A 17,951-nucleotide genomic window follows, 5' to 3' on the forward strand; every position below is an offset into this window, starting at 1 on the left:
GTTAACCGCGGGCGGTTGACAAGTACTCACGGGGCCGTCAGGCCACCTCGACGCTCGACTCGCTCGGCATCGTGCGGAACTCGGTGCCCTCGGGAGCCATGTCCGAGTAGCGGCCGTAGAAGATGCCGGTGGCCTCGTTCGCGATGATCGCCTGGTGGATGGGCACCGCGACCCGCGGTGCGACTGCGCGCAGGTAGTCGATGGCCTCGGAGATCTTCAGCCACGGCGCCGCGGCGGGCAGCGCCAGCACGTCGACCTTCTGCTCCGGAACGAACAACGAGTCGCCCGGGTGCATCAGTCGGGCGGGGTTGCCGGCATCGCCGAGCAGGAACGCCGTGTTGTCGATCACCGGGATGTCGGGGTGGATCACCGCGTGCCTGCCGCCGGTGCCGGTGACGTGCACGTCGCCGATGTCGAATTCGTCGCCGGCGTGCACCCCCGTCCACGCGCCGCCGAGCTGGGCCGCGGTCTGCGGGTCCGAGTACAGGGCCGCGCCGGGGTTCGCCTCGACGAGGGCGGGCAGTCGTTGCTGGTCGACGTGGTCGGGGTGCTGATGGGTCACCAGGATCGCGTCCAGTCCGGTGATGCCCTCGAATCCGTGGGAGAAGTTGCCCGGATCGAAGAGGATGGTGGAACCGTTCAACTCGACGAGGACGCAGCTGTGGCCGAAGTGAGTCAGTCGCATGAATTCGAGTATGCGCCTGCATGCATGGCTCGTCCCGTTCGTCCGATGCGAACCGCAGGCAGGTAGCCCGGTAAACTTCCGGGTGCCCGGTGTTCCACTCTGGGCTCGCGCACTACTACAAGGAGCAGCACGTGGCCCGTGTCGTCGTCGAAGTCATGCCCAAGGCCGAGATTCTCGACCCCCAGGGGCAGGCCATTGTCGGAGCGCTGCCGCGGCTCGGCTTCGCTGGAGTTTCCGATGTCCGTCAGGGCAAGCGGTTCGAGCTCGAGGTCGACGGCAGTGTCGACGACGCTCAGCTCGAGAAGATCGCCGAGGCCCTGCTGGCCAACACGGTGATCGAGGACTGGACCGTGAGGCGCGTCGAAGCATGAGCGCCCGCGTCGGAGTCATCACTTTCCCCGGCACCCTCGACGACGTCGACGCCGCCCGCGCGGTGACCCTCGCCGGCGGCGAGGCCGTGAGCCTGTGGCACGGCGACGCCGACCTCAAGGGTGTCGACGCCGTCATCGTCCCCGGTGGCTTCTCCTACGGCGACTACCTGCGGTGCGGCGCCATCGCACGGTTCGCGCCCGTCATGGGCAAGGTCGTGCAGGCCGCGCAGGGTGGCATGCCCGTCCTCGGTATCTGCAACGGCTTCCAGGTTCTGTGTGAAGCGGGGCTCCTGCCCGGCGCGCTCACCCGGAACGAGGGCCTGCACTTCATCTGTCGCGACGAGTGGCTGAAGGTCGAGGCCACGTCGACGGCGTGGACGTCGCGCTACGAGTCGGGTGCCGAGATTCTCGTCCCGCTCAAGTCCGGCGAGGGCCGCTACCAGGCGTCGCAGAACGTCCTCGACGAACTCGAGGGTGAGGGCCGCGTCGTGTTCCGCTATGTCGGCGACAACCCGAACGGTTCGCAGCGCGGCATCGCAGGCATCTCCTCGGCCAACGGCCGCGTCGTGGGCCTCATGCCGCACCCCGAGCACGCCACCGAGGCCCTCACCGGCCCCAGCGACGACGGACTCGGCATGTTCTACTCCGTCCTCGACAGCGTCATCTCCGCCTGAGCCGATCGGCACCGTGTGTGGCCGAGGGCCTGCACGGTGCCGGGTCAGACGGCGACGGTTCCCTCGCTTTGCTGCGCGATGCCGCGGCGTTCGGACGCGGTGAGCCCGCCCCAGATTCCGAACGGTTCGGTCACGCTCAGGGCGTGGTCCCGGCATTCGACGAGAACGGGGCAGCGCCGGCAGATCGCTTTCGCGCGACGTTCGCGGTTGCTGCGGGCGTTACCCCGTTCGCCGTCGGGATGAAAGAACACGGACGATTCGATGCCCCGGCACAGGGCGTGGATCTGCCAGTCCCAGGCCTCGGTATTGGGGCTGGGAAGGCGAGTGGATGACGGCATGTCGGCTCCCTCGGAGTGTCGTCGGCACTGAAAAGTGTTGTGGCACAGAACTCGATGTCTACTTGACGGCGCGGACCACCACGATCTCTTCGTGGGTCTGACCGACCTCGATGAGCCCTCTCCGCTCGAGCATGCCTCTGCGTTCGACGAGGACCGGTCCGAAGGGGATCTCGGCGGTCGCGGCGATGTCGACCCGCATGTTCTGTTCCTCGAGCGTCGTCAGTGTCTTCTCGACTCCGCTCAGGCTGGACTGCGCCAGCAGCAGAACCCCACCGGCGACGAGAACGTCGGGGGCCTGGCAGCAGATCCGATCGAGAAGCGCGCGACCGTTCTTCCCTGCGTCCCAGGCCCGCGCCGGACCGCGGTCGGGTACGGAGTCGACCAGTGCCGGAACGTACGGCGGGTTGGATACGACGACGTCGAACCGTTCCTCGCGAACCTGCTCGATGAGATCCCCGTGGATCACCCGGATCCGGTGCCCTCCGACAAGGGCATTGAGTCTGACGCTGATCGCCGCTCGCCACGACACGTCCACCGCGGTCACCCGGCCTGCACCTGCGGCGGCGGCGCGCATGCTCAGCGCGCCGGTCCCCGCACAGAGATCGAGCACCCGGGATTCGGGACCGAGGTGCTCCGCCGCCAAGACGTCGGCCAGCAACTGCGTATCATGTTGCGGGCGATAGACTCCGGGAAGACGTAGCAGCATCGAAGACTCCTCGGTCGCCGGTCGCATCGTGGTGCGTCCACGGCATTCCCTCGCGAGCTCACCGTGGACGCCGTGCGTCTGATTACTCCACAGTTACCCAGCCGGGCGCAGGGCCAATCACGCCGTGACGCACCGACCGCCGTGGCACCGGCCGTTAGCCGCGCAGATTCCGAGGTGACCTGGCACGATCGGTGGGGTGACGTACACCGAGCAGTTGCGTGACCTCGCGGCCCGGCACGGGGTCGCGACGTCGTACCGGGGTTGGGATCAGCAGCGCCACGACGTGCGTGACGACACGCTCCGCAGCGTCCTCTCGGCCCTGGACATTCCCGCCGGAACTGGGGACGAGGTGCGACACGCCCTCTCTGAATGCGACGTAGCACCGTGGCGACGAATGCTGCCGCCCGTCGTCGTCGGCAGGGAAGGGTTCGAGACCCGTTTCGCGGTCCACGTTCCACACGGTGAGGCGGTGGACGTCACGATCGACACGGAGTCGGGCGGAACGGTTCCGGCACGCCAGCTCCAGGTGTGGGTCGATCCGCGGCAGGTCGACGGCGCCCTGGTCGGCCGGGCGACGTTCGTCGTCCCCGCCGACGTCCCCTGCGGGTGGCACACGGTGCGGGCGTCCACCTCGCACACGTCCTCATCGTGCACGCTCGTCGTGACACCGGCACGATTGTCGACGTCCGACGCGCTGCGCGACCGCCGGCGCTGGGGTGTGCTCACGCAGCTGTACTCGATCCGGTCACGTCGTTCCTGGGGTGTCGGGGACTTCGGCGACCTCGCGGATCTCGCATCGATCTTCGGTTCCGTCCACGGCGCCGACTACGTGCTGGTCAACCCACTGCACGCCGCGCAGCCCCGCCCACCGATCGAGGCGTCGCCGTACCTGCCGACCACCCGCCGCTACGTCAACCCGATGTACATCCGTGTCGAGAACATCCCGGAGACGGCGTACCTCTCGACGCGACGTCATGCGCGGATGCGCGACGCCGCAGCGCGATTCGAGCGGGCGAACGACCGGTCCGACCGGATCGACCGCAACCCGTCGTACCGGGCCAAACTCCGAGTGCTCGAACGGGTCTTCCGGATCGAGCGCAGCCCGAGCAGGCAGCACGCGTTCGAGCAGTTCTGCCGCGACGAGGGGGACGGACTGCGGGACTTCGCGACCTGGTGTGCGCTCACCGAGAAACTGTCGCCGGACGACCCGCGATGGACGACGAAGGCCGGTGCGCCCGACAGCGACTGGGTGCAGGCGCAGCGGCGCAAGCTCGCGCCGCGAATCGAGTTCTACTCGTGGCTGCAATGGGTATGCGACGAGCAGCTTTCCGACGCACAGGACGCGGCGCGCGCGGCAGGCATGGACATCGGGATCGTGCACGATCTCGCGGTCGGGGTCCAGCGCGGGGGTGCGGACGCGTGGTCGCTGGGAACGGCTCTGGCTGAGGGCATTACCGTCGGCGCTCCTCCCGACGACTTCAATCAGCAGGGTCAGCAATGGAATCAGCCGCCGTGGCGTCCTGATCGGCTGGCCGAACTGGGGTACGCCCCGTACCGCGACATGCTGCGCACCGTGCTGAAGCACGCGGGTGGGCTGCGGGTCGATCACATCCTGGGGCTGTTCCGGCTGTGGTGGATCCCCGCCGACGCGGAGTCGCCTGCGGACGGAACGTACGTCTCCTACGACCACGAGGCTCTCGTCGGGATCCTCGCGCTCGAGGCCGAACGGGCAGGCGCCGTGGTGATCGGCGAGGACCTCGGGGTTTTCGAACCCGCGGTCCAGGACTACCTCGCCGAGCGCGGGATCCTGGGGACGTCGATCCTGTGGTTCGAGCACGACGGCGAGCGGCCGACACCACCGGAGCAGTACCGGACTCTGTGCCTGACATCCGTTACCACGCACGATCTTCCGCCGACCGCCGGATACCTGGCCGGCGAACACATCGAATTGCGCTCGCGGCTCGGGCTCCTCGAACGCGACCTCGAACTCGAGAAGGAACACGACGCCCGGCAGCGCGAGGCCGTGCTGCAATTGGCGCGCGACCGCGGACTGCTGGCCGCCGACGCGTCGATACCCGACACCGTGAAGGCGTTGTACCGGCTGATCGACCGGAGCCCGTCGTTGCTGACGGGTGTCGCGCTCGCCGACCTGGTGGGGGAGTACCGCGTGCAGAATCAGCCGGGCACCGACGAGACCCAGTACTCGAACTGGAAGATTCCCCTCGCCGACGCGTCGGGGCGTGCCGTCCACCTCGAAGACCTGGCGGACGGCGATTTCGGATTCGTCGACGACGCCCGCTGATCCCGGCCGTCAGGGTGCGAGGGCGCGCATCGCCAGGTCGACGACGGCGTCCGCGTGGTCGTGGGTGAGGGGATGCGCTCCGCTCTGCCAGCGGTAGAACAACGGCGCCATGAACAACTCGAACGCGAGGGCGAGGTCGACGTCGGGCCGCACCTGCCCCGCTTCCTGCGCGGAGCGGAACCGCGCCGCGACGAACTCGAACTGCGGCCGGTAGATCCGCTCGACGATCTGTTCCTGCAGTGCGGGATCCTGCAGGGATTCGATGGCCAGCGCCCGGAACAGCGGTTCGAAATCGGGTGAGGTGAACTCGTCGACCGTGGCCCGCAGGACCAGCCGCATGTCGGCGGCGAGGTTGCCGGTGTCCGGCAGTGCCATGGTCTGCTGGGCGCCGGCCGCGTTCTGTTCGTGCAGGGCGTCCACGACGAGCGCGCCCTTCGATCGCCACCATCGGTAGATGGTCTGTTTCCCGACCTTGGCGCGCGCGGCGATGCCTTCGATGCTGATCTTCGCGTAGGGCTGTTCGCGGATCAGTTCCTGCGTGGCCTGCAGTATCGCGGCGCGGGACCGTTCGGAACGGCGGGGATTGTCGGCGGACGGCATGAACGGATCGTAGACCAGACGAGACGTATCGTCTTGACTCGGCTGTTCGCACGTGTCACTCTGGACCGAGACGGACCGTTCCGTATCGGAAGGATGAAGATGACCCGCTCACACATCGCCATGGTCAGCATTCCAGCGCCCGGGCATGTCAACCCGAGCCTGGAGATTCTCCGCGAACTCGTCACGCGCGGGCACCGCGTGACGTACGCCAACGACGCCGCCGTGAAGGACGTCGTCGAGAGCACCGGAGCGGAATTCAAGGAATACGCCTCGACGTTGCCGCGCGTGAACACCGCAGGTGCGACGGAGGAGTCCGAGAAGTCCTGGGAGGGCGACACCATCGATCAGCTCACGCTTTTTCAGGCCGAGTACGAGTCGATGCTGCCCCAACTGCGGGCGCTGTACGAGGACGACCGCCCCGACCTGTTCCTCTACGACATCGCGGGAGGTCCCGCACGCGTCCTCGCCGAGGAATGGGGCGTCCCGATCGTGCAGTTGTCGCCGACGTACGTGGCGTGGGAAGGCTACGAAGACGACATGAAGTCGTTCGTGGACACGATGCGGGCGGACCCGCGCGGCGCCGCGCTGTACGAGCGGCAAGGGAAGCTGCTGCGGGACAACGGTGTCGAGACGGACCCGGACGAGTTCTACGGGCACCCGGCCCGGGCGGTCGTGCTGATCGCGAAATCGATGCAGCCCAACGCCGACCGCGTCGACGAGGACGTCTACACGTTCGTCGGACCGGCACTGACCACCCGGCGGCCCGCCGACGGCCGGTGGCAGCGTCCGGCAGACGCGGGAAAGGTGCTGCTCATCTCGCTCGGCACCGCGTTCACCGATCACGCCGACTTCTACCGGCGCTGCATCGACGCATTCGGCGACCTCGACGGCTGGCACGTCGTTCTGCAGATCGGGCAGCACGTCGACGTCGCCGAACTCGGAACCGTGCCCGGCAACGTCGAGGTCCACCGGTGGGTGCCCCAGTTCGACATCCTCGGGCAGGCCGACGCGTTCGTCACCCACGCCGGCATGGGCGGGTCCAGTGAGGGAATGTTCACGGGAACGCCGATGATCGCCGCGCCGCAGGCCACCGACCAGTTCGAGAACGCCGACGCGCTCGTCGCCGCGGGAGTCGCGGTGCGAGTGGACAGTTCGGAGGTGTCGGCAGCCGAGTTGCGGGACGCGCTCGCGCACGTCGACGCCGAGCCGGTCCGGCGCCGCAGCGCGGAGCTCGCCGCCGAGTTACGTTCTGCGGGTGGAGTGGACGCCGCCGTCCGGGTGATCGAGGAGTTCCTGTGAAGCCGCGAAACGTGTCGGTGGTCACGTCTACTCTGCGGGCATGGCACTCACACTCGGCATGATCACGTTCGACACCACGGACCCGGGGCCGCTCGCGAAGTGGTGGGCAAAGCAGACGGCGGGCACGATCGAGCAGGAGAACGACGGCTGGTTCTACGTCGTCGCCCTCCCGGATTCCGCGCAGAAGCTGGCGTTCCAGAAGGTCGGCGACCCCACTCCGGGGAAGAACCGTATCCACCTCGACCTGGCGTCCGACGACCTCGACGGCGAGGTGGGCAGGCTCAGTGCCGAGGGCGCCACGGAGGTCGCGCGGCACGAGATGGGCGACCTCCGGTGGGTCACGCTCGCCGATCCCGACGGCAACCAGTTCTGCGTCTCGGGTCCCCACCCCTGACAGCGGGTCCTGCATGATTGACCCCATGCCTTCCACTACGTGGGCCGACGCCCAGGGACTCTGCACCTTCGTCGATGCATCACCGTCGCCGTTCCATGTGTGCGCGACGGTGTCGATGTTGCTGACCGGCAACGGTTTCACCGAGTTGCACGAGGCCGACTCGTGGCCCGGCGAGCCCGGCCGGTACTTCCTGGTGCGCGGCGGATCCCTCATCGCGTGGAGTACCGAAGGGCTGGGCCGGACGGCGCCGTTCCGCATCGTCGGCGGGCACACCGACAGCCCGAACCTGCGCGTCAAACAGCACCCCGACCTGTCGTCGGCAGGGTGGCAGCTGGTGGGTCTCGAACCGTACGGCGGTGCGTGGCTCAACTCGTGGCTCGACCGCGACCTGGGCATCTCCGGGCGGCTGAGTGTGCGGGCCGGCAACACGGTCGAGGAGAGGCTCGTCCGCGTCGACGAGCCGATCCTGCGCGTCCCGCAGCTGGCGATCCACCTGTCCGAGGACCGCAAGGGCGTCCACCTCGATCCGCAGCGCCACCTCAACGGGGTGTGGGGTGTGGGGTCCGAACGCCGCTCGTTCATCGACTTCGTGGCCGACCGGGCGGAGGTGCCTGCCGACGCGGTGCTCGGGTGGGAACTGATGACCCACGATCTCGCGCCCAGCGCGCTCGTCGGAACCGAACAGGACCTCGTCAGTGCGCCGCGGCTCGACAACCAGGGCACCTGCTACGCGGGCACCCAGGCGTTGCTGGCGGCGGCCGAGAACCCCGGGGACCGGGTGCCGGTGCTCGCGCTGTTCGACCACGAGGAGGTGGGGAGCATGTCCGATCGGGGCGCGTTCTCCGATCTCCTGAGCACCGTGCTCGAGCGCATCGTCCTCGGCCGCGGCGGCGGTCGCGAAGAATTCCTGCAGGCGATGGCCGGATCGATCTGCGCGTCCGGAGACATGGCGCACGCGACGCACCCCAACTACCCGGAGCGGCACGAGCCCGCCCATCACATCGCCGTCAACGGCGGACCGGTGCTCAAGGTCAACCAGAACCTGCGCTACGCCACCGACGCGGCCGGAGCCGGGGCGTTCGCCCTCGCCTGCGACCAGGCCGGCGTGCCGCTGCAGCGGTACGTGCACCGGGCCGATCTGCCGTGCGGTTCGACCATCGGCCCGATCACCGCGTCCAGGACCGGGCTGAGCACCGTCGACGTGGGCGCCGCGCAGCTCGGAATGCATTCGTCGCGGGAGCTGATGGGCGCCCGTGACGTGCGGGCCTACTCCGACGCCCTTGCGGCCTTCCTCACACCGACGGCGTGAGGAAGCGGGGCGAGGAGCGCCAGGTCGGTACCGGAAGGAGCCGCCGGATAGACTGACGTACGGCTCGTCGCCACCCGGCTTGCGCCGACCGTGACTCCCGGCTTGCCTCTCTTGACTCCCGTAGGGAAGGGACCCCACCTCCAGTGTCAGCACACCCGGTCGACACCGTCACCGCCGCCACCGCGACCCCCGACGTCGCACAGCCCTTCAAGGAACTGGGGCTGAAGGACGACGAGTACGCCCGCATCAAGGAGATCCTGGGCCGCCGCCCCACCGAGGCCGAGCTCGCGATGTACTCGGTGATGTGGAGCGAGCACTGCTCCTACAAGTCGTCCAAGGTGCACCTGAAGTACTTCGGTGAGACCACGACCGACGAGATGCGTTCCTCGATGCTCGCGGGCATCGGCGAGAACGCCGGCGTCGTCGACATCGGCGACGGCTGGGCCGTCACGTTCAAGGTCGAGAGCCACAACCATCCCTCCTACGTCGAGCCCTACCAGGGTGCGGCCACCGGCGTCGGCGGCATCGTCCGCGACATCATGGCCATGGGTGCACGGCCCATCGCGGTCATGGACCAGCTGCGCTTCGGTGCGGCGGACGCCCCCGACACCCGACGCGTCGTCGACGGTGTGGTGCGCGGAGTCGGCGGCTACGGCAACTCGCTCGGCCTCCCCAACGTCGGCGGCGAGACCGTGTTCGACGCGTCGTACGCCGGTAACCCCCTGGTCAACGCCCTGTGCGCCGGCGCGATGCGCGTCGAGGACCTGCACCTCGCGTTCGCCTCCGGTGCCGGCAACAAGATCATCCTGTTCGGTGCGCGCACCGGCCTCGACGGCATCGGCGGCGTGTCCGTGCTCGCGTCGGAGACGTTCGACGGCGACGAGAGCGGGGACGAACACGAAGCCGAAGGCGGAGCTGGAGCATCGAAAAGCCGGAAGAAGCTCCCGGCGGTGCAGGTGGGTGACCCGTTCACCGAGAAGGTGCTCATCGAGTGCTGTCTCGAGCTGTACGCCGCGAAGCTCGTGGTCGGTATCCAGGACCTCGGCGGCGCCGGCCTGTCCTGCGCCACGTCCGAGCTCGCCGCGGCCGGCGACGGCGGCATGCACATCAACCTCGAGCAGGTCCCGATGCGGGCCACCGGCATGACCGCGGCCGAGGTGCTGTCCAGCGAGTCCCAGGAACGCATGTGCGCCGTCGTCACCCCCGACAACGTCGACGCGTTCATGGAGGTCTGCAAGAAGTGGGACGTCCTCGCCACCGTCATCGGTGAGGTCACCGACGGCGAGCGGCTCACCATCTCCTGGCACGGCGAGACCGTAGTCGACGTGCCGCCGCGCACCGTCGCCCACGAGGGCCCGGTGTACGAGCGCCCCGTGCAGCGTCCCGCGAGCCAGGACGCCCTCGTCGCGAACACCACCGCCGGACTGAAGCGTCCCGAGTCGGCCGACGAACTGAAGGCCACCCTGCTGAAGATGCTCGCGTCCCCGGCGCTGTGCAGCCGCAAGTGGATCACCGAGCAGTACGACCGCTACGTGCGCGGCAACACGGTCCTGGCCGAGAACGCCGACTCGGGCGTGATCCGAGTCGACGAGAAGACGGGACGCGGCATCGCCCTCGCCACCGACGCGTCCGGCCGCTACACCGCGCTCGACCCGTACGCCGGCGCGCAGCTCGCGCTCGCCGAGGCCTTCCGCAACGTCGCCGTCACCGGCGCCACCCCCAAGGCCGTCAGCAACTGCCTGAACTTCGGGTCCCCCGAGGATCCCGGCGTCATGTGGCAGTTCCAGCAGGCCGTCCGCGGCCTGGCGGACGGCTGCGCGAAGCTCGGCATCCCCGTCACCGGCGGCAACGTCAGCTTTTACAACCAGACCGGCTCGACCCCGATCCTGCCCACCCCGGTGGTGGCCGTGCTCGGCGTCATCGACGACGTGCACCGTCGCATCCCCACCGGTCTCGGACTGGAACCGGGTGAAACGCTGATCCTGCTCGGCGACACCCGCGACGAGTTCGACGGGTCCATCTGGTCGCAGGTCGAGCACGGTCACCTCGGCGGTGTGCCGCCGAAGGTCGACCTCGAACGGGAGCAGTTGCTCGCCGACATCCTCCTCGCGGCGTCCCGCGACGGACTGGTGTCCGCGGCGCACGACCTGTCCGAAGGTGGTCTCGCGCAGACCGTCGTCGAGGCCGCGCTGGCCGGCGAGACGGGCTGCCGCATCCTGCTTCCCGACGACGCCGACCCGTTCGTCACCCTGTTCTCCGAGTCGTCGGGCCGCGTGCTCGTCGCGGTCCCGCGCACCGAGGAAACTCGCTTCACCGGTATGTGCACGGCCCGTAATCTCCCGTGGGTGCGCATCGGTGTGGTGGACGAGGGGTCCGATTCCGTCGAGGTCCAGGGCCAGTTCTCGGTCTCGCTGGCCGAGCTGCGCACGACGTTCGAGGGAACTCTGCCGGCATTGTTCGGGTGATGAATGGTCGAATCGGGGGCATTGGAGAGGGTTGACAGGGGGCCGCGGGAACTCTCGCGGCTGGTTGATCCTGCACTCCTCCACGGTCCCCGACTCGACCGGACCTGGCGTTTCCTTCGGCTCGACTTCACCGGCATCGCGTTCGCGACGCTGTTCTTCTGCTGGTCGCTGACGCCGTCGCTGCTGCCCCGCGACTGGCTGTTCCAGGGGCTGATCGGCGGCATCAACGCCGCGATCGGTTACACGGTGGGAACGGCGATCGGCTGGCTGGTGCGTCGATACTTCCTGCGGCACCGGTCGTGGTGGCCGTTGCCGGAACCGTGGTCCACCGGTCTGCGCGTCGTCGTGACGGTGACGTGCGTGGTCGTGAGCCTCGTGATGCTCGCGTACTCCGCGGCATGGCAGCGTGAGCTCGCCGCGCTGATGGGGGCGGAGGGCACCACCACCACCGGCTACATCCGCACGGGCGGTCTGAGTCTGCTCGTGGGCGCCGCGATCATCTCGGTGTGGCGGCTGCTGCGCGAACTGGTGCGGTGGATCGCGGGACGACTCATCCGGCGGTGGCACCTCGCGATCCCGACCGCCACCACCGTCGGCATCCTCATCGTGACGGTGCTGTTCTTCCTGCTCGTCGACGGTGTTCTGATGCGCGGCGTCTACGCCGCCACGAATGCGGCGTTCAGCCTGCAGAATTCGACCACCCGCGACAGCGTCGAGCAACCACTCGACCCGGAGAAGTCGGGCAGCCCCGAGTCGCTGGCACCCTGGGACACCCTCGGGTACGAGGGCCGGAACTTCGTGTCCCGAGGGCTCGACGCCGACGAACTCACGGCGGCCAACGGCACACCGGCCAAGGACCCCATCCGGGTCTACGCCGGACTCGAGACCGCCGAGGACCCGGACGCGCGCATGGACGTCGTCATCGACGAACTCGAGCGGACCGGCGCGTTCCAGCGAAAGGTCCTCGTCGTCATCCCCACCACCGGCACCGGTTGGGTCAATCCGACTGCGGCGCAAGCGATCGAGTTGGTCCACAACGGTGACACGGCGTTGGTCGCCAGCCAGTACTCGTTCCTGCCGAGTTGGATCTCGTTCCTCGCCGACCGTGAGAAGGCCGCGGAGGCGGGGAAGAAACTGATCGACCACGTGCACGAGCGGTGGTTGCAGGAACCCGAGGCGACGCGCCCCAAGCTGCTCGTCTACGGCGAAAGTCTCGGCACCCAGGCGGGGGAGGGTGCCTTCGGCACGCTGAGCGACATCCGGCAGACCGTCGACGGCGTGTTGTGGGTCGGACCGCCCAACTCGAACCGCCTGTGGGGGCAGCTGATCCAGCGTCGCGATCCCGGCACTCCCGAGGTCGACCCCGAGTACTCGGCAGGTCTAGTGGTGCGGTTCGCCGACGACTCCGCCGACATGGTCGACGACACCGGCGAGTGGTTGTCGCCGCGCATCCTGTACGTCCAGCACCCGTCGGATCCCGTCGTGTGGTGGTCGCCCGACCTCGCGTTCACCCGGCCCGACTGGTTGAAGGAACCACCGGGCGAGGATCGTTCGCCGTCCATGAAGTGGTTCCCGTTCGTGACGTTCTGGCAGGTGTCCGCCGACCTCACCAACGCCGCAGGCGTGCCGGACGGGCACGGCCACAATTACGGGACACTCGTCCTCGACGGCTGGATCACGGTCGCCCAGCCCGAGGGGTGGACGCCCGTCGACACCGAACGCGCCCGGTCCACTCTCGAATCCCTTACCGGGACAGAGGGTCCGGAGAAGTGAGCAGGCTCGCCTCCGTTGCCGGTGCGGCGGCGGCCGTGCTGTGGAACAACGTGGTGTTGCCCGGTTCGGGGCTCGGCCCGTACGGGCGGGCCGTCGCGGGAGGTGCGCTCGGACTGTCGGTCGTGGGAGCAGCGCGCGCCGCGGGGTACGGCGTCGACGAACTCGGCCTGTCCGCGTCGAAGGCCCGGTCCGGGCTGCGATACGGCGCCCTGGCGTCGGTGGTCCCGCTCGCCGGATACACGATCACGCTGAGCGTGCCCACACTGCGCAGGCGTGTGCCGGCGGGCGACGGCGTCACCGATTTCGCCGGCTGGGTGGGGTTCCGGATCCCGGTGGGGACCGTGGCGCACGAGGAACTGCTGTTCCGCAGCGTCCTGTCCGCGATGCTGCGACGGGCCTGGCCGCCCCCGACGGCCTACGTTCTGCACGCCGCAACGTTCGGGCTGTGGCACGTGCGCGCTGCCCGGATCGCCGGTGACGGCGTCACCGCGAGCGTTCTGCTCACCGGGTCCGCCGCGTGGCTGTTCGAGTGGTTGCGTCGACGCAGCGGCAGCGTCGTAGCCCCTGCACTGCTGCACCTTTCGGTCAATGTCGGTGGGGCGGTGGCCGCCGAGGTCGCGCGGGCCCGCACAGTAGATTGAGCGTATGCCGTCGCGCCGAGCCGTAGATCCCGCCGAACTGAGGGCCGCCGTACTCGAGGTCGGTCCGTGGCTGCGCGGCGATTCGGAGGAGAAACCGTCCCGCACCCAGCTGGCCGCGGCGGTCCGGCTCAGCGCGCGGACGCTCGAGCAGGTCGCGCCCGGTTCGAGCGTGGAGGTGCGGGTTCCGCCGTTCGTCGCGGTCCAGTGCATCGAGGGCCCGCGGCATACCCGCGGCACCCCGCCCAACGTCGTGGAGACCGACCCCCGGACGTGGCTGCTGCTGGTGACGGGACTGCTGGAGTTCGACAGCGCGACCGCCGACGGCGGAGTGTCGGTGTCGGGAAGTCGCGCCGGCGAGATCGCCCATTGGCTGCCGCTGCTACGCGTATAGCTAGCCCAGCCACAACGAGCGGGTGCGCGGCAGGCCGCTCGACCCGTCGTCGGACGGGCGCACGGCCAGTACCTGATGGATCGTCAGCCGGCCCTTCTCCTCGAACCCCAGGGCGCTGGCCGCGAGGTACAGCAACCAGGTGCGGGTCCGCTCCGCGCCGGCGAGCCGGATCGCGTCGTCCCAGGAGTCGCGCAGTCTGCCCACCCACGCCCGCAGCGTGAGTACGTAGTGCTCCCGGAGGGCCTCGACGTCGCGCACCTCGAGTCCGGCGCGCTGGAACGCGTCGATCGTTCTGCTCAGCGGCAGCACCTCGCCGTCCGGGAAGATGTAGTTCTCGATCAACCCCGACGAGTTGCCGGTGCCGGTCAGCGACCGGACCGAGGCGATGGCGTGGTTGAGCTCCCGATCGCACCGGGGTCGCCGGATCGCTGGTCCCAGTACCCGCAGGAGTAGACCATCGTCGGCCCGAGGAACAGGCGGTAGAAATCGTTGCCGACGTCGTAGTGATGTGAGACCGAGGACGCGTCGCGCGCCTTGCTGTGCTTGGGACCGCGGCGCCGGGCCACCTCCACCGACGTCGGTGCCGGACGGAGACCGAGGCCCCCGAGCCGGACGAACGTCGACAGCGACTTCAGGATGGTGCCGCGGTCGGATCCGCGGACGCCGAGTGACCCCAGCCGGTCGACGAGATCCGGAAGCGTCAGCAGCCGGAAGACGTCGCCCTCGATCTCGAGGTCACCGGACACGTAGGCGCGGACGAGACCGAGTTCGTTCGGCGACCACAGCACCCGCCGGATGGCCCGGCGGTTGCGGAAGACGGTGGTGACGTCCGAGTCGGGGCCGGCCTCCGAGCCGTCCCAGCAGCGAACGTGCACGGGAATGGGGATGCCCATCGCACCTTCGAACGCGCTCAGCAGGCGTTCTGCGGCGGTCGGGGCCGGGCTGCGGACGTCCATCGGAAAAGCCCCCGCTCTGTGGTTCGAGGATGCTGATCGATACCGAAACCAACCTATTTCCGGCTGTCCGTCCGGGAGTCGGGCCGGTTCGATCGGCACCGTGGGGGAAGCGAGGGCGCAGGGCACGTAGACTGACCTTGCCCCTCACACGCCCATCCCCAGGGAGCACCCCGGTGACCAGAGCCGATCTGTCGGTCCACAGTCCTAATCTTCTCTCTTCGAACCCGTCCGACGAGGACGAGAACGAGCCCCGCGAGGAATGCGGAGTCTTCGGCGTCTGGGCGCCGGGAGAGGATGTGGCGAAACTCACCTACTACGGACTTTATGCTCTGCAGCACCGTGGGCAGGAAGCGGCGGGCATCGCCGTCGCCGACGGTTCACAGGTGCTGGTCTTCAAGGATCTCGGGTTGGTCAGCCAGGTGTTCGACGAGCAGACCCTGGCAGCGATGCCGGGCCACGTTGCCGTCGGCCACTGTCGCTACTCCACCACCGGATCGACCACGTGGGAGAACGCGCAGCCGATCTTCCGGACCACCGCCGCGGGCAGCGGCATCGCCCTCGGGCACAACGGCAACCTCGTCAACACGGCGGAGCTGGCGCAGCGCGCCCGTGAAGCCGGACTGGTCAACGACAAACGTCCCGGCGGCGCCACGTCCGACTCGGACGTCGTCGGCGCCCTCCTCGCGCACGCCGCCGCCGACAGCACCATCGAGCAGGCGGCCATGAAGCTCCTGCCGACACTGCGCGGCGCGTTCTGCCTCACCTTCATGGACGAGCACACGCTCTACGCGGCCCGCGACCCGCACGGGATCCGCCCGCTGTGCCTCGGACGCCTGGACCGCGGCTGGGTCGTCGCCAGCGAGACGGCCGCACTCGACATCGTCGGCGCGTCCTTCGTCCGCGACATCGAGCCCGGCGAACTGCTCGCCATCGACGCCGACGGCGTCCGCTCCTCCCGCTTCGCGAACCCCGAGCCCAAGGGCTGCGTGTTCGAGTACGTGTACCTGGCTCGTCCGGACAGTGTCATCGCCGGACGTTCGGTGCACTCCACCCGCGTCGAGATCGGCCGCCGCCTCGCCACCGAACACCCCGCCGAGGGCGACCTCGTCATCCCGGTCCCCGAATCGGGCACTCCGGCCGCGGTCGGTTACGCGCAGGGGTCGGGCATTCCGTACGGCCAGGGTCTGATGAAGAACGCCTACGTGGGCCGCACCTTCATCCAGCCGTCGCAGACGATCCGCCAGCTCGGTATCCGCCTCAAGCTCAACCCGCTCAAGGAAGTCATCCGCGGCAAGCGCCTCGTGGTGGTGGACGATTCGATCGTCCGCGGCAACACCCAGCGCGCGCTCATCCGGATGCTCCGCGAGGCCGGCGCACTGGAGATCCATGTCCGCATCGCGTCGCCGCCGGTCAAGTGGCCCTGCTTCTACGGCATCGACTTCGCCTCGCCGGCCGAGCTGATCGCCAACGGTGCGGGCGGCGGTGGCGAGCCCGGCAGCTTCGACGAGATGCTCGAAGGGGTGCGCCGTTCCATCGGCGCCGACACCCTCGGCTACATCTCCACCGAAGGCATGATCGCCGCCACCGAGCAGCCTGCGACGCGACTGTGCGCGGCCTGCTTCGACGGCACGTACCCCATCGCGCTCCCCACGGAGACGTCGATCGGAAAGAACGTTCTCGAGGGAATGCTCGAGAGCGCGGCAGGCGGTCCCGCGACGCGGGAGAACGACAACGCGAACGCCCTCAGTCGGCCGTAGGCCGGTACATCGGGATCCGGCCGGAGAACGTACTCCGGTACCGTAAGGACGCAATCACAGCACTCGATTGCCCGACCGACACGATTTTGACGAGCAACAGAAGGCTGGAGTAACAACCACATGACCGAGGATCCGACAAGTCGCCCTGGCGCGTCCTACGCCGCCGCAGGAGTGGACATCGCCGCAGGCGATCGGGCGGTGGAACTCTTCGCTCCCTTGGCCAAGCGCGCCAGCCGTCCCGAGGTTCTCGGTGGTCTCGGTGGATTCGCGGGTCTGTTCTCGCTCAAGGGTGACTACAAGGAACCGCTGCTCGCGGCGTCCACGGACGGTGTGGGCACCAAGCTCGCCGTCGCTCAGGCACTCGACAAGCACGACACCGTGGGCCTCGACCTGGTCGCGATGGTCGTCGACGACCTCGTCGTCTGCGGTGCCGAGCCACTGTTCCTGCAGGACTACATCGCCGTCGGGCGAGTCGTCCCGGAGCGTGTCGCCGAACTCGTCAGCGGTATCGCCGAAGGCTGCATCCAGGCCGGGTGCGCGCTGCTCGGTGGCGAGACGGCGGAGCACCCCGGTGTGATGGCGGACGGCGACTACGACTTGTCCGCGACCGGCGTCGGTGTGGTCGAAGCCGACCAGGTGCTGGGGCCCGACCGGGTCCGTCCCGGCGACGTCGTGATCGCCATGGGTTCGTCCGGACTGCATTCCAACGGTTACTCGCTGGCCCGCAAGGTCCTGCTCGAGATCGACCACATGAGCCTGACGGCGCACGTCGACGAGTTCGGCCGCACCTTGGGCGAGGAGATGCTCGAGCCCACGAAGATCTACGCCAAGGACTGCCTGGCCCTCGCCGCCGAGACGGACGTGCGCACGTTCTGCCACGTCACCGGCGGTGGACTGGCCAACAACCTCGCCCGGGTCATGCCGAAGGGCCTGGTCGCCGAACTCGACCGCGGTACCTGGAGCCCCGCTCCGATCTTCGCGATGATCGCGCAGCGCGGACGCGTGGAGCGGGCCGAGATGGAGCAGACGTTCAACATGGGCGTCGGCATGGTCGCGATCGTGGCGCCCGAGGACGTCGATCGTGCCCTGGCCGTCCTGACGGCGCGCCACATCGACTGCTGGACGCTGGGCAGCATCAAGAAGTCGCACGACGTGTCGGCCGAGCGCGCAATTCTCGCCGGCGATCACCCGAGGTTCTAGGGTCGGTCGCCGTCTGTCGGAACGGGGCGAGCTAGTGGCCCCGACCGGCTGAAGATGTGGAAATGAGGGGGAGCCGGTGTCGGCTCCCCC

At 68.8% G+C, this 17,951-nt stretch carries 16 protein-coding genes and 1 pseudogene; 12 read left to right on the forward strand and 5 right to left on the reverse strand.

Going from position 1 to position 17,951, the window contains the following annotated elements:
* Window positions 1–37: 37 nt before the first annotated feature.
* The gene (locus QM806_RS17440) at window positions 38–685 is read right to left on the reverse strand and encodes an MBL fold metallo-hydrolase (protein WP_005244410.1); all 648 of its coding nucleotides are present in this window, start codon (window positions 683–685) and stop codon (window positions 38–40) included.
* A gap of 131 nt (window positions 686–816) precedes the next feature.
* Between QM806_RS17440 and purS the strand changes: the two genes are divergently transcribed.
* Both purS and purQ read left to right on the forward strand, forming a co-directional pair.
* The gene (gene purS / locus QM806_RS17445; RefSeq protein WP_005244409.1) at window positions 817–1,056 is read left to right on the forward strand and encodes a phosphoribosylformylglycinamidine synthase subunit PurS; all 240 of its coding nucleotides are present in this window, start codon (window positions 817–819) and stop codon (window positions 1,054–1,056) included.
* Window positions 1,053–1,730: a phosphoribosylformylglycinamidine synthase subunit PurQ gene (purQ, locus tag QM806_RS17450; RefSeq protein ID WP_005254831.1), complete on the forward strand. Its 678-nt coding sequence runs from the start codon at window positions 1,053–1,055 to the stop codon at window positions 1,728–1,730. Before purS ends, purQ begins: the two co-directional genes overlap by 4 nt.
* A 44-nt stretch (window positions 1,731–1,774) precedes the next feature.
* On the opposite strand, the gene QM806_RS17455 is transcribed toward purQ, so the two are convergent.
* Complete coding sequence (locus QM806_RS17455; protein ID WP_007301037.1) at window positions 1,775–2,068, reverse strand: WhiB family transcriptional regulator; 294 nt, start codon at window positions 2,066–2,068, stop codon at window positions 1,775–1,777.
* A 58-nt stretch (window positions 2,069–2,126) separates the two neighbouring features.
* Entirely contained in the window at window positions 2,127–2,774 is a 648-nt protein-coding gene (locus QM806_RS17460; protein WP_283292170.1) for a HemK2/MTQ2 family protein methyltransferase, read from the reverse strand.
* 196 nt (window positions 2,775–2,970) lie between these two features.
* Between QM806_RS17460 and malQ the strand changes: the two genes are divergently transcribed.
* Window positions 2,971–5,076 carry a 4-alpha-glucanotransferase gene (gene malQ / locus QM806_RS17465; RefSeq protein WP_283292173.1) on the forward strand — a complete coding sequence of 702 codons (2,106 nt, stop codon included), beginning with the start codon at window positions 2,971–2,973 and terminating at the stop codon, window positions 5,074–5,076.
* Window positions 5,077–5,085: 9 nt separating this feature from the next.
* Here the strand turns inward: malQ and QM806_RS17470 are convergent, their stop codons facing one another.
* A complete protein-coding gene (locus QM806_RS17470) occupies window positions 5,086–5,676 on the reverse strand; it encodes a TetR/AcrR family transcriptional regulator (RefSeq protein WP_005561120.1) in 591 nt (196 codons plus the stop codon).
* Between the two features lie 99 nt (window positions 5,677–5,775).
* On the opposite strand from QM806_RS17470, the gene QM806_RS17475 reads away from it, so the two are divergent.
* From QM806_RS17475 to QM806_RS17505, 7 genes are all read left to right on the forward strand, one after another.
* Window positions 5,776–6,975 carry a macrolide family glycosyltransferase gene (locus tag QM806_RS17475; protein ID WP_169693825.1) on the forward strand — a complete coding sequence of 400 codons (1,200 nt, stop codon included), beginning with the start codon at window positions 5,776–5,778 and terminating at the stop codon, window positions 6,973–6,975.
* Between the two features lie 40 nt (window positions 6,976–7,015).
* Window positions 7,016–7,369: a VOC family protein gene (locus QM806_RS17480; protein ID WP_005561124.1), complete on the forward strand. Its 354-nt coding sequence runs from the start codon at window positions 7,016–7,018 to the stop codon at window positions 7,367–7,369.
* A gap of 25 nt (window positions 7,370–7,394) precedes the next feature.
* The gene (locus QM806_RS17485; RefSeq protein ID WP_052023898.1) at window positions 7,395–8,678 is read left to right on the forward strand and encodes a M18 family aminopeptidase; all 1,284 of its coding nucleotides are present in this window, start codon (window positions 7,395–7,397) and stop codon (window positions 8,676–8,678) included.
* 143 nt (window positions 8,679–8,821) lie between these two features.
* Window positions 8,822–11,143 (forward strand): phosphoribosylformylglycinamidine synthase subunit PurL, encoded by a 2,322-nt coding sequence (gene purL / locus QM806_RS17490; RefSeq protein WP_005561128.1) that lies wholly within the window; start codon window positions 8,822–8,824, stop codon window positions 11,141–11,143.
* Window positions 11,144–11,146: 3 nt separating this feature from the next.
* Complete coding sequence (locus tag QM806_RS17495; protein ID WP_283292180.1) at window positions 11,147–12,916, forward strand: alpha/beta hydrolase; 1,770 nt, start codon at window positions 11,147–11,149, stop codon at window positions 12,914–12,916.
* Window positions 12,913–13,557, forward strand: a complete 645-nt coding sequence (locus tag QM806_RS17500; RefSeq protein ID WP_283292183.1) for a CPBP family intramembrane glutamic endopeptidase — start codon at window positions 12,913–12,915, stop codon at window positions 13,555–13,557. Before QM806_RS17495 ends, QM806_RS17500 begins: the two co-directional genes overlap by 4 nt.
* 4 nt (window positions 13,558–13,561) lie before the next feature.
* Entirely contained in the window at window positions 13,562–13,948 is a 387-nt protein-coding gene (locus QM806_RS17505) for a sterol carrier family protein (protein WP_005244380.1), read from the forward strand.
* Here QM806_RS17505 and QM806_RS17510 read toward each other — a convergent pair.
* Window positions 13,949–14,904 (reverse strand): annotated as a pseudogene (locus tag QM806_RS17510) (class I SAM-dependent methyltransferase).
* A gap of 173 nt (window positions 14,905–15,077) precedes the next feature.
* Between QM806_RS17510 and purF the strand changes: the two are divergent.
* Both purF and purM read left to right on the forward strand, forming a co-directional pair.
* Entirely contained in the window at window positions 15,078–16,661 is a 1,584-nt protein-coding gene (gene purF, locus QM806_RS17515; protein ID WP_005254820.1) for an amidophosphoribosyltransferase, read from the forward strand.
* Window positions 16,662–16,781: 120 nt separating this feature from the next.
* Entirely contained in the window at window positions 16,782–17,861 is a 1,080-nt protein-coding gene (purM, locus tag QM806_RS17520) for a phosphoribosylformylglycinamidine cyclo-ligase (RefSeq protein WP_005244377.1), read from the forward strand.
* The last annotated feature ends 90 nt before the right edge of the window (window positions 17,862–17,951 follow it).

It is taken from the genome of Rhodococcus sp. IEGM 1351, assembly GCF_030056875.1.
GTDB lineage: Bacteria > Actinomycetota > Actinomycetes > Mycobacteriales > Mycobacteriaceae > Rhodococcus_F > Rhodococcus_F opacus.

Bases quoted from the DNA above. Each gene is read 5' to 3' on its own strand.
- QM806_RS17475 (WP_169693825.1), top strand. From the start codon at position 5,776: ATGACCCGCTCACACATCGCCATGGTCAGCATTCCAGCGCCCGGGCAT.
- QM806_RS17455 (WP_007301037.1), bottom strand. From the start codon at position 2,068: ATGCCGTCATCCACTCGCCTTCCCAGCCCCAATACCGAGGCCTGGGAC.
- QM806_RS17470 (WP_005561120.1), bottom strand. From the start codon at position 5,676: ATGCCGTCCGCCGACAATCCCCGCCGTTCCGAACGGTCCCGCGCCGCG.
- QM806_RS17485 (WP_052023898.1), top strand. From the start codon at position 7,395: ATGCCTTCCACTACGTGGGCCGACGCCCAGGGACTCTGCACCTTCGTC.
- QM806_RS17440 (WP_005244410.1), bottom strand. From the start codon at position 685: ATGCGACTGACTCACTTCGGCCACAGCTGCGTCCTCGTCGAGTTGAAC.
- purM (WP_005244377.1), top strand. From the start codon at position 16,782: ATGACCGAGGATCCGACAAGTCGCCCTGGCGCGTCCTACGCCGCCGCA.
- QM806_RS17480 (WP_005561124.1), top strand. From the start codon at position 7,016: ATGGCACTCACACTCGGCATGATCACGTTCGACACCACGGACCCGGGG.
- QM806_RS17460 (WP_283292170.1), bottom strand. From the start codon at position 2,774: ATGCTGCTACGTCTTCCCGGAGTCTATCGCCCGCAACATGATACGCAG.
- QM806_RS17505 (WP_005244380.1), top strand. From the start codon at position 13,562: ATGCCGTCGCGCCGAGCCGTAGATCCCGCCGAACTGAGGGCCGCCGTA.
- QM806_RS17495 (WP_283292180.1), top strand. From the start codon at position 11,147: ATGGTCGAATCGGGGGCATTGGAGAGGGTTGACAGGGGGCCGCGGGAA.
- purQ (WP_005254831.1), top strand. From the start codon at position 1,053: ATGAGCGCCCGCGTCGGAGTCATCACTTTCCCCGGCACCCTCGACGAC.